The organism is Eleftheria terrae (genome assembly GCF_030419005.1).
In the GTDB taxonomy this organism is placed as follows: domain Bacteria; phylum Pseudomonadota; class Gammaproteobacteria; order Burkholderiales; family Burkholderiaceae_C; genus Caldimonas; species Caldimonas terrae.
The window spans coordinates 388876-400576 of record NZ_CP106952.1 but is presented as its reverse complement, the minus strand read 5'-3'; the positions used below and the strand labels follow the sequence as shown (position 1 = coordinate 400576).

The window sequence follows — 11701 nt, the reverse complement described above, 5'->3', positions numbered from 1 at the left end:
GCTGCGCCGGGCCCGCCGGCTCACCGGGAACGGCAAGCAGATGGACGAACGCCCGTCCCCGGCGCCCACAGCGGGCACCGGGAGGCCGGGACAAGAAGCGCAAGATGTTAATGAGATTCATTCTTATCGATGTAAAAACAATGTAACGCAAATGAGATTGACTCGCATTTGCCTTCCCGGGCAGAATCGCGCCGCCCGGCCGGCAGCTTCCGGCCGGTGCGCCTGAGGGAAAACGGCAGAAGTCCGGCCCTGTGCCCAGCGGCTCCCGTGCATTCGAGATCAACAACTTCCACCCGGAGAGAGCTTCGTGACTCCAGTTCGCACCCGGCGCCTGGCGCTTCAGCCACTGGCCGCCCTGACCCTGTCTGCACTGGCGTGCTGGCCGGCGGCCCAGGCGCAGACCCCCTCCCCCTCGGTCGATTCCAGTGCCGGCGCGGCGCGCGCCGACATCGGCCTGGGGCCGGTGGTGGTGACCGGCCAGCGCGGCGCGAACACCTCCATGGTGGTGCAGTCCAAGCGCATCGAGGTGCAGCAGGCCACCGGTGTGCAGGAGCTGTTCAAGCTGATGCCGGAACTGGACGTCGGCGGTGGCCCCTCGGTGGCGCAGAAGGTCTACGTGCGCGGCATCAATGAGCGCATGCTCACCGTCACCATCGACGGGGCCAGCCAGCCCGAAGCGGCCTACCACCATTCCGGCCAGCTGATGATCGAGCCGGAGCTGCTGAAGCGGGTCGAGGTCGAGGCCGGCACCGGTGCGGCGACGGCCGGTCCCGGGGCGCTGGGTGGGGCGCTGCGCTTCACCACCAAGGACGCCAGCGACCTGCTGCGCCCGGGCGAGCGGGTGGGTGCCTTGTTAAAGGCCGGCTACCAGAGCGTCAACGACGGCCGGGCGCTGTCGGCCACCGTGTTCGGCCGGCCCAGCGAGCAGACCGAGCTGCTCGTGAGCGTGAGCGACCGCGACAGCGACTCCTACCAGGACGGCCACGGTCGCACCGTGCCCAACAGTTCGACCGAGGCACGCAACATCTTCCTGAAATTCGGCGCGCAGGCCGAGGGCGGCCACCGTTTCAAGCTCTCGCACGAAGACCAGCACGACGATGCTCTGCGCAACAAGCGCACTAACCTGCTGGTGACGGCCGACCCCAAGCTGAACCCGGCGCAGCGCCAACTGGTGGAGCGCAAGTCCACAGTGGCAAGCTGGGACTACCAGCCGGGCAACCCGCTCGTGAAGGCGAACATCACGGCGTACATGAACGACAATGGCATCCGCCTGGCGAAAGGCCAGCCGAACAGCCAAACGCTCGGCATCCGCAGCGCCGGGTTGAACGCCGGCAACACGTCCATCCTGGGCGATCATCGCCTGGCCTATGGCGTGAACGTCCGCCGAGACACCGGCTATGCCGGCGACCGGACGAGCCGCATGGACAACGAAGTCGCGCATGTGGCCGGCGTCTACCTGCAGGACGAGTACGCCTTCGCCGAGCGCTGGAGCCTGGGGCTGGGCGCCCGCTACGATCGCTACAGCTACGAGGACACTGCGCACCAGCGCTTCACCTCCAAGGGCTTCTCGCCGAACGCCAGCCTGTCGTTCTCGCCCTCCGACGCCTGGACGGTGCAGCTCAGCCACGCCCGAGCTCTTCGCGGAGTCGGCGTGATCGAACCCTTCCTGCGCTCGGCAAACAATGGCAACGCCGCCGACTTGGACCCCGAGAAGGCCCGCCACACCGAGCTGAGCGCCCGCTGGCGCGACGGTGGCTGGCATGCGGCCGCCGCCGTGTTCCGCCAGAGCATCGACAACGTGCTGGACTACGGCGAAACAAACCGCATCAACGTCGGCGAACTGCGCGTGCGCGGCTACAGCGGCAGCTTCGGCTACCGCGGCACCCAGTGGTCCGCCAGCCTCGGCGTGGCCGAGTCCCGCCCCGAGCTGAACGGCGAGCCGATCTACGACACCGACGCGCTGCTGCTCGGCACCTCGAGCGGCCGCACCTGGGTAGCCCAGCTCGACTACGCGCTGCCGCAGTGGCACCTCAACCTCGGCTGGACCGCGCGCGCAGTGCAGCGCCTGAAGCGCGTGCCGGAAGGCGGCGCCGAGAAGCCCGGCTACCACACGCACGACATCTATGCGCAGTGGCAGCCCACCGGCAAGGACGACTGGACGGTGACGCTGACGGTGGCCAACCTCTTCGACCGCTTCTACTACGACCACTCCACGTACGGCTTCCATCCGCGCTGGGGCCGCATCGCCGGCCTGCCGGAGCCGGGCCGCGACATCCGCCTGGCACTGTCGTGGCGCCTGTGATCACGCAGGGCGCCGGCGCACGGGCCGCAACGTCGCCGCACGGCGCGGCGCCGGCCGCCCCGCCGTGCCAAGGGGCCGTCCGATGAGCGCGCACCCCGCCCCGCGGGGCGCGCTGGTCGCGCTCATCGCCGGCCTCCAGTTCGTCTACCTGCTCGACTTCCTGCTGATGTTGCCGCTGGCGCCCGACCTGGTGCGTGCGCTGGGGCTGCCGCCTGCCCGCATGCCGTGGCTGGCTGCCGCCTACTCAGCCGCCGCCATGGCGGCCGGCGCACTGGGCGCCACCTGGCTTGACCGCTGGCCGCGCCGCACGGTGCTGCTGGGCAGCCTCGCCGCATTCACGCTGGCCACCGCTGCCACCGCCGCCTGCTCCTCGCTGGGCCAGCTGCTGGTGGCTCGCGCAGCGGCCGGTCTGGCCGGCGGGCCGATGGTGGCCATTGCCATGGCCTTGCTGGCCGATGCCGTGCCACCGGCCGAGCGCGGCCGCGCGATGGGCCGCGTGATGCTTGGCTTTCCGGTGGCGGCCATCGCCGGCGTGCCGGCGGCGCTCGAAGCCGCGCGCTGGCTGGGCTGGCAGGCGCCCTTCCTGATCGTGGCCGCGCTGGCGGTGCTGCTGGGCAGCTGGGCCTGGCGGCAGCTGCCGCGGCAGCCGGCCCACTGCCTGCAGCCGGCAGACAGCGGGGCCGGGCTGGCCGCCCTGCTCCGGCAGCCGGCGGTGCGGCGGGCCTGCACCATGCAGGCCCTGGCCCAGTTCTGTGCCTTCCTGCTGATCCCGAACTTCTCGACCTACTTCGTCCTCAACCTGGGCGTGCCGCGCGATCAGCTGGGCCTGCTCTACCTGGTGGGCGGCGTATCGGCCCTGCTGGCCATGCGTGCCAGCGGGCACCTCACCGACACGCGCGGTGCCTTGCTGCCCTGGGGCCTGGCCACCGTGGCCACCACCCTGGGCACACTGCCGCTGCTCGGCTGGCATGCGGGCCCGCCGGTGCTGATGTTCGCGCTGTTCATGGCGGGCAATGCAGCGCGCAACGTGGCCCTGTCGGCGACCTCCAGCCAGGTGCCGGGGCCGGCCGAGCGCGGCCGCTACATGGCCCTGCAGAGCCTGGTGCAGGACGCTGCGATCACGGCCGCGTCGCTGCTGTGCGGCGTCCTGCTCGACAGCGGGCCCGACGGGCAGTTGCTCGGCATGCCGGCCCTGGCCGCCGTGTCGATCGCCTGCGCGCTCGGCCTGGCGCCCTTGCTGGCCGCGGTGCGGCGCAGCCTGCCGGCCCAGCCGCAAGGCGAGCCGGTGCCCGACGGCCCGCAGCCGGGCTGAGTCGCGCCCCCGGGTGCTAGCCGGGCGCCGCCCGCGCCCTGGCGCAACACCGCCTCTCGGCCAAGCGCATCGGCGCTGCCCGGGCCGGCACAGGCGGCCGGCCGGTCAGCCCACAAGCCTCCGAGGTTCCACTGCCGGCGGCTGCAGGGTCTTGCCGGCCAACCGCGAGGGCATGCGGCTGAGGCCCTTGCCCCCTGCCGCGCGTGACACGGAGACGCGGAGCAGGGAGACAAGACGACGGAGCAAAAAAGGGGCGCTGCCTTCCGGCAGCGCCCCCAGCATCGAGCGGCCCGCACACGGGCCCCACTCGCGATGCGGGGCCAGACGGCCCCGCACGCGTCACTTCGTCGCGTTCAAGCCACTGCTCATCGCCTTCAGCAGCGAGGCTTGCGCATCGTCACCGTTGAACTCCCAGAAGAAGGCACCGCCCAGTCCCTTGGACTTGGCGTAGCCCATCTTCTCGGTGACCTGGGCCGGCGTGTCGAAGCTCCAGAAGGTGGTGCCGTTGTAGATCCACTGGGCACGGCTCACCGGATCGGTGAAGCTGGGGAAGTTGAGCGTCTTCAGGATCTTGTAGTCCTCGATGCCCTTCTCGTACTTGCCCGGAGCGGCCACCCCGGTCTGGTAGAGACCGTTGTTGACGTTCGGCACATTGGTCCAGCCGCGGCCGTAGAAGCCGATGCCCAGGTGCAGCTTGCGGGCCGGTACCCCCTTGTCGAGGAAGGCCTGCAGCGCGTCGTTGGTGTTGTAGAACTTGGCGTCACCGGTCGACGGGTCGGCCGGCGAGCCGTACAGCGGCGAGTGGAAGTTGGTCGGCGTTTCCCAGGCGCCGTGGAAGTCGTAGGTCATCACGTTGATGAAGTCCAGGTAGGGATGGAACTTGTCCGGCTCGATGACCCGGATCTTGTCCACACCTGCCGGCGCGGCAATGGTCAGCAACAGGCCCGGACGCACCGCGTCGAGCTGCTTGCGGAACTCGGCCAGCAAGGCCGTGAAGTTCTCCTTGTCTTCCGGCTGTCCGCAGGCAAGGCCGCAGGCCACCGGATATTCCCAGTCGATGTCGATGCCGTCGAACACCCCGGCCAGCGCGCCCGGGCCACCGGCGTTCTCCACCTTGGGCAGGTCGCCCTTGATGTAGGCGTCAACGCAGCTCTTCACGAAGGCCGCCCGGTTCTCCGGCCGTGCCGCGCTGGAGAAACCACGCGAATAGGTCCAGCCGCCCAGCGAGATCAGCACCTTCAGCTTCGGGTACTTGGCCTTGAGCTTCTTGAGCTGGCCCCAGTTGCCGCGCAGCGGCTGGTCCCAGGTGTCGCCCACGCCGTCCACGCTCTGCGCGGCGGAGAAAGACTTGGTGTAGTCGGCGAAGGCATCGCCGCCGGCACCGGTGCTTTCGTTCACCGGCATCGTCACGCCCACCTCGCACTTGTTGTCGCGCACATTGCCGAAGGCGTAGTTGATGTGCGTGAGCAGCGGGGCGGAACCGCTGGTGTCGATGTTCTTCACGAAGTAGGCGCGGTCATAGATGCCCCACTGCGCGAAGTAGCCGAGCACGTTCTTGCCGCCCGCCTGGTCGCCCTTGTCGGTGCGCACGCTGATCGGGCCCGACGGCTGTGACGAGCCTGCCTGGTTGAAGGCGCTCACCGTGAAGGTGTAGGCCGTGTCCGGCTTCAGGCTGCCCACGTTCGCGCTGGTGCCCGGCACCTGGGCGGCGGTGGTGCTGCCTTGCTGCACGCGGTACTGCACGTTGCAGTTCGGCCCCGCCGCCACCGCATTCCAGGCCAGGCTGACGCTGGTGCTGGTGTGCGACGGCGAATTGAGCCCGGTCGGCGTGGTGGGCGGTGCCGCGCACGCACCGCTGGCCGTGCTGACGAGCAGGGCGGCACTCGGCGCCGAGACGTTGCCGGCCTTGTCCTTGGCCCGCACGGTGTAGCTGTAGGCGGTGCCGGCAGTCAGGCCGCTGTCGGTGTAGCTGGTGCCGGTGGGCGAGCCCACGACCTTGCCGCCGCGCAGCACCTCGTAGCCGGCAACGCCGCTGCCGGCATCGGTAGACGCCGCCCAGCTCACCGTGATGCTGTTGGTGGTGACGTTGCTGCTGGACAGGCCGCTGGGCACGGAAGGCGCAGTGGTGTCGTTGCCGCCGCCACCGTCGCAGGCGCCCAGCGGTTTCCATACATCCCACTCGCCGGCGTTTGTGGCCGGGCTCTGGTTCTGGGTCCACCATTTGGCCTGGTAGGCCTGCTTGTTCAGCTGGGCCTGCTTGCCGCCTTCATAGACGGCGGTCGCATTCCACTCGGGCAGGTTGGTGCAGTCATACGCCTGCGCGGTGCCGGCCAGGGTGGCGGCGGCCAGCGCGATCAGTCGAACGGGGGTTTTCATCCAGGTCTCCACGAAAGGTCGGGTTGGGCCGCCCGGCCCAGGGTGGGCAGGGCGGCATCGATCAGCCAGGGGATCGTTCAGCGCTTGCGCAGGCTGGTGGCCGCAGCGCTGCCGCCACGACGGGCCTCTTGGGCCAGTGCGTAGCTCTTGCCGCCGAAGCTCACCACCCAGTTGCTGGGCGTGGGCATCGGCAGGTAGTAGTTCAGCTTGACCGTCACGCTTGCTCCGGGCGCCAGGCTCTGCCAGCCAGGCAGCTTGAAGCTCGCGCGATGGAAGTCGTTGAGCAGGCCGCCGATGTTGTGACCAGCCGGGTTGGCGCCGCTGCGCACGACCTGCAGGCCGAAGCCGCTCTGGTCAGTCACCGTCGGCGGGATCGCGGTAGGCACGTCGAAGCTGAACTCCGCACCGCCCGGCACCGTCTGACCACTCTTGTTGGTCAGCGTCAGCGTCGGGTTGATCGGGTAGTTCGCGTCACCCAGCGCAAACCCGCCCAGGCTGAACGTGATGTCCAGGGTGTCGGCCGGCATGCTGGCCGTGGTGAGCCGGTTGCCGTAGGGCGCGGCGGTCTTGAACTTGTCGTAGAGCAGGTTCGTCAGCGTGTTGCCGATGAAGTACTCGCCGCGTGCCGCATCCCAGCCGTAGTCGCCGGCCAGCTCCCAGAACATCACGCCGCCGATGCCGCGGTCGGCCACGTACTGCGCCTTGACGCCCAGCGACTGCTCGTCCTCCACCGAGAGGAACACCTTCTTCTGCGCGTTCCACAGCCACGGTGCCACCAGGGTGCTGTCATAGTGCCGGGTGTAGGTGCCGGTGAGCTGGTCGGTCGGATCGGTCGCCGGGGTCAGCCCGTACTGCCCGATGTAGCTGCCACTGCGGCCCTGCGCCAGGTTCATGGTGTGCCACAGCGGGTTCGAGCCGGCCGGCACTTCGCCACCGCGCAGGTCGGAGTCGTGCCACAGGTTGTCGATGCCGACCGCGCCGGCCCCGCACTTCTGGACCGTGCCACCGCCGGTGCCCGGGGGGCACTTGCTCTGGTCGGCCTGAGGTGCCTGGCCCCACAGCCCGTTGGTACCGCCATTCACGTCCTTCCAGCCGCGACTGTAGTAGGGCACGCCGATGTTGATGCGCCCGGCCGGCATCGCGCCGCGGAAGTAGTGGTAGGCCCAGTCGGTGTTGAGGTAGCCGATGCGGGCGTACTGCGAGGTGCTGTAGTAGTTCCAGGCCACCAGCTCGGCATCCTTGCCGTCGTCGAACAGCGCGGCGTTGGGTCCGACGAACTGGTTCCAGGCACCGTGCAGGTCGTAGCTCATCAGGTTCACGTAGTCCAGGTAGGACGTGACCTGGTAGTTCTCCATGCCGCGCAGCAGGTAGCCGGAGGACGGTGCCGCCACCGTCAGCAGGTAGTGGCGGGCGTCGGCCTGGCCGGCTGCATCGAGCTTCGCGCGCAGGGTGCGCATCAGCACGACATAGTTCTTCATCAGGCTGGCACGCCGGGCATTGGAGATCGCGAAGTCGTCCGGGTTGCCGGCGTCCTTCATGCTGGTGGCGTACTCGTAGTCGATGTCCAGGCCATCGAAGCCGTATTGCCGCAGGAAGGCGACGGCCGAATCGGCGAACGTCTCGATGCCCGCCGTATTCGCGGAGCCATCGGCGTTGGTGGTCATGGTGTAGAAGCCACCGCTGGCCACGCGCTTGCCGTCAGCGTCGAAATAGCCGCCCGTCTCGGCCCAGCCACCGACCGACACCAGGGTCTTCACCAGCGGATGCTGCTTCTTGAACTTGGTGAGCAGGTTGAAGTGGCCCTTGTACGACAGCGTCGGGTCCATCTCCGCGCCCGCCACGCCCGGCCAGGTCATGCCGGTGGCCGGGTTGTTGGGATCGCTGACGTTGCCGACCGACAGCCGGTTGGCGCCGTCCACGTGCGCGAAGGCGTAGTTGATGTGGGTCAGGCGGTTCCAGGGAATCTGGCTCGCCAGGTAGGCCGGCGCGCCGTTCTTGCCGGTGCGCCAGCTGGTGAAGTAGCCGATGATGCGGCGCGGCTTGTCGGCGCCCATCTTCTCGCGGCCCTGGTCGTCATAGACCTTGCAGTAGGCCGGCGAGGTGCCGGGCGTGGTGTAGAGGCCTTCCGGCCGGCAGCGTTCGTCACCCGCCACCTGGCCTTGCACGGTGATGCGCACGGCGGCACTGTCGGTGCTGGCGCCCTTGTCGTCGGTGGCGCGGGCCACGATGTCGGCGACACCGGCACGGGCCGTCCAGCTGGCACCGTAGGGCGCCGTGCTGTCTTCGGCCACCAGGGAGCCGTTGACGTAGAAGCCGACCTTGGCCACCTTGCCGTCGCTGTCGGCCGCATTCGCGGCCAGGGCCACGGCATCGCCCACCGACGCGCTGGCCCCCGCCGAAGGCGCGGTCAGGCCGACGGTGGGCGGCTTGTTGGCGCTGCTGCCACCCACCGTCACGGCCTGGCCCTTGCTGTGGGTGGCGCCCTTGTTGTCGGTGACGGTCAGCGTGACGGTATAAGTGCCGGCGGCCGCATAGGTGCGGCTGGCGGTCGCGCCACTGGCGGTGGCGCCGTCACCGAAGGCCCATGCGTAGCTGGCGATGGTGCCGTCCGGATCGGCGGAGGCACTGCCGTTGACGTTCACCACCAGACCGTTGGTGCTGGCGGTGAAGGCAGCCACCGGCGGCTGGTTGACCGCGCTGCCGTCGCAGGCCCCCAGCGCGCTCCACACGTCCCAGGTCGAGGAGTGCGTGGCCGGGCTCTGGTTCTGGGTCCACCATTTGGCCTGGTAGGCCTGCTTGTTCTGCTGGACCTTGTTGCCGCCGGTGTAGGCGTCGGTGGCATTCCATTCCGGCATGCCGGTGCAATCGACGGCCCACGCTGAGCCGGCACCGCTGGCAAGCAGCAGCGCAAGAACATAGCGATTTCGCATGTTCGGGTTCCTTGTTCAAGGGTGCACAAGACCAGTCCCCGGCCTCGGATGCCAGGAACCAGACGGAAAAGGGCGCGGCCACGAGGCCGCGCTCGTCAGGGAATCAGTGCGCCGGCGCGGCGGCGGTGTGCTGCCTCGCGGCAGCGGCCGCGCGCGCGCTCCTGCGCCGCGGCCGGGGTGGGGGCCGCAGGCAGAAGCCGCCCGGGTCGGGTCGGCAAAAGGGCCTCGAGGGCAGCAGGCGACCGCCACAGCCGCTGAATGGCAGCGGCAGGCAAGGCGGCCGTGGCGTGGCCGTGGGGCGCGTCAGGCGGCCCACGGCAACTGCGCATGCATACATGAACGTGTCTCCTTCGTTCAAGGCGCTGGGGGGCGCTGTGACTGGCCTGGTTGCGGTCGCTTCGGGTTTCTCCCAAAACTAGCAACAAGACCAGTACAGACATTGATCTTGTAGTGGTATTGCACTGTAAATACCAATCCGCCAAATCGGACCGCAGAGTCGAAACAAAACGTGTTTTCTGCCAGTTGACAGCGCATTCGAGGGACCAGCGACACACCGACAAGCGCATCCGGCGCGCAGCGCCGGCGCCAAATGCAGGGCGAGGCGGGGTGCTGCCACAGATGGTCACAGTGACAGCAGGGGGCCGTTTCGACGGGGCGGCATGCGCACAAACGGCCAAGGAAACCGCCGAGGGACGATGCCTGCGTGCCGGGCGGTGCCCGGACCGCCCGAGAGCGGCTCAAGCATCCCGCGGATTTGCCGGGCCGGACGGCGCGCACTGCAGTCCAATCGCAGACCAGTTGTGCACCTGAGCCGTGTCAAGGACGCCGCCGTTCCACCGGGTGCCGCTGGTCGCAGGCCACCGGGCGAGGTGCGGCATCGCGCCGGTTCAACCCGCAGCTGCGGTGTCCCGACCGGCTTCGGCGGCATCCGGTGTGTCCGCGGCCCACCGCGCCGCGGCGCCATCACGCGGCCCCCGCCTTGATCCACCGCAAGACGCCACATGCCGCCGCACGCAAGACTGGTTGCCAGTCCATTTCCTCCAGAAGGAGCGACTCGCAATGCAAGACATCGGTACGAGGGCGGGCCGCGCCACCGGAGCCAAGCAGCGCTTGCGCGCCCGCGCGCTGCTTCTTGCGCTCGGCCTGGCAGGCGCCCTGGGGGCGGCCCTCGCCCATCCAGCGCCGCCGCCGGTCACGGGCACCGCAGCCGTCGAGCCTGCCCCCGTGCAATGGCTGGCGCGCGCCAGCGCCTCACTGCGGGCAAGCGCCATCGAGCAAGACGAACTGCTGCGGCTCTATCGCGCTGGCGGCCATGCGATGCGCTGGCTCGACGGCCAGGGACGGCCCAGTGCAAATGCCACCGCCGCGCTGGCGCTGATCGAGCATGCCGCCGCCGAGGGGCTGGAGCCGGACGACTATCGTCCAGAGGTTCTTGCCGGCAAGCCGTTGGCCGACGCGCCAGAGGAATGGGATGTCGCGCTGAGCCTCGGCATGCTGCGATACCTGCGGCAGCTGCATTTCGGCCGGGTCGACCCGCGCACCTTGGGCTTTCGCTTGCCCGCCCGCGAGCACGAGCACGACTTCGCGGCCGGGCTCGACGAAGCATTGCGGCAGGAGCAACTGCCCGCTGCCGCGCAAGCCCTGGTGCCACCCCTGGCGCAATACCGAGGCCTGCGCGACGCACTGCAGCGATACCGGGCGGTCGCCGCCCAGCAGGCGGCAATGGGCTGGTCCGGGCCGCTACCCGCCGATGCCGGCGAGGCGGCCGCCCTGTCGCGGGTGCGCCTGCAGGCCCTGGGCGACCTGGCGCCCGCCCCGCTGTCCACGGACGCGCCCGGCCACGTGCCGGACGCCGCCTTGGCAGCCGCCATCCGGCGCTTCCAGATCCGCCACGGGCTGCCGCCCGACGGCAAGCTGGGAACGGCGACCCGCGCAGCGCTCGATGTGCCACCGGCGCGCCGTGCCCGGCAGATCGAGCTGGCGATGGAGCGGCTGCGCTGGCTGCCGCACCTCCAGGGCCGGCCCTTCATCGCGGTCAACATCCCGATGTTCCGGCTTTGGACCTGGCCCGCCGCGCTGGAGATGGACGTCATCGTCGGCCGTGCGGTGAAGACCCAGACGCCGGTCTTCACCGAGGACATGCGCTACCTGGTGTTCCGGCCTTACTGGGATGTGCCGGCGTCCATCCTGCGCCAGGAGCTCCTGCCGGCCCTGCGCCGCAACCCGTCTTACCTGGCGCGGCAGGACATGGAGATCGTCTCCGGCGCGGGCGACCAGGCGCAGGTGCTGCCCGCGGGCCCTGACACGCTGGCCCTGCTGGAGCGCGGCCTGGCGCGCGTGCGCCAGCGCCCGGGGCCGAAGAATGCGCTGGGCCAGGCCAAGTTCATCTTCCCCAACGACCACAACGTCTACCTGCACAGCACCCCGGCGCCTGCGCTGTTCGGGCGCAGCCGGCGCGATTTCAGCCACGGCTGCATCCGCGTCCAGGACCCGGTGGCGCTGGCCCAGTGGGTATTGCAGGACCAGCCGTCGTGGACCCGCGCGCGCATCGAGGCGGCCATGGCCAATGACGGCCCGCTGAGGGTGGACCTGAACCGCTCCATCCCCGTCATCGTGTACTACGTGACTGCGGCCGTCATGCCGCAGGACGGCGGGCTGCATTTCGCCGAAGACCTGTACGGCCACGACCGCCGGCTCGAGCAGTGGCTGCAGGCGCACCAGGCCCGCCGCTAGGGCGCATGCCGCCCGCGCCGCGTTCCCCCAGGCGGTGCCGCCTTGGAT

Annotated in this window: 5 protein-coding genes; 3 read left to right on the top strand and 2 right to left on the bottom strand. The window is 69.7% G+C overall.

Annotated elements, in window-relative coordinates:
* The first annotated feature begins 307 nt into the window (after positions 1-307).
* Positions 308-2302 carry a TonB-dependent receptor domain-containing protein gene (locus tag N7L95_RS25920; RefSeq protein ID WP_301260513.1) on the top strand — a complete coding sequence of 665 codons (1995 nt, stop codon included), beginning with the start codon at positions 308-310 and terminating at the stop codon, positions 2300-2302.
* Positions 2303-2384: 82 nt separating this feature from the next.
* A complete protein-coding gene (locus N7L95_RS25915; RefSeq protein ID WP_301260512.1) occupies positions 2385-3614 on the top strand; it encodes an MFS transporter in 1230 nt (409 codons plus the stop codon).
* 339 nt (positions 3615-3953) lie between these two features.
* Here the strand turns inward: N7L95_RS25915 and N7L95_RS29765 are convergent, their stop codons facing one another.
* The gene (locus tag N7L95_RS29765; RefSeq protein WP_435870119.1) at positions 3954-5990 is read right to left on the bottom strand and encodes a glycosyl hydrolase family 18 protein; all 2037 of its coding nucleotides are present in this window, start codon (positions 5988-5990) and stop codon (positions 3954-3956) included.
* Between the two features lie 77 nt (positions 5991-6067).
* A complete protein-coding gene (locus N7L95_RS25900; protein WP_301260511.1) occupies positions 6068-8920 on the bottom strand; it encodes a chitinase C-terminal domain-containing protein in 2853 nt (950 codons plus the stop codon).
* Between the two features lie 1059 nt (positions 8921-9979).
* On the opposite strand from N7L95_RS25900, the gene N7L95_RS25895 reads away from it, so the two are divergent.
* Complete coding sequence (locus N7L95_RS25895) at positions 9980-11653, top strand: L,D-transpeptidase family protein (RefSeq protein ID WP_301260510.1); 1674 nt, start codon at positions 9980-9982, stop codon at positions 11651-11653.
* The last annotated feature ends 48 nt before the right edge of the window (positions 11654-11701 follow it).

Coding starts and splice junctions, on each gene's coding strand:
- N7L95_RS25900 (WP_301260511.1), bottom strand. CDS start 8,920: ATGCGAAATCGCTATGTTCTTGCGCTGCTGCTTGCCAGCGGTGCCGGC.
- N7L95_RS25915 (WP_301260512.1), top strand. CDS start 2,385: ATGAGCGCGCACCCCGCCCCGCGGGGCGCGCTGGTCGCGCTCATCGCC.
- N7L95_RS25895 (WP_301260510.1), top strand. CDS start 9,980: ATGCAAGACATCGGTACGAGGGCGGGCCGCGCCACCGGAGCCAAGCAG.
- N7L95_RS29765 (WP_435870119.1), bottom strand. CDS start 5,990: ATGAAAACCCCCGTTCGACTGATCGCGCTGGCCGCCGCCACCCTGGCC.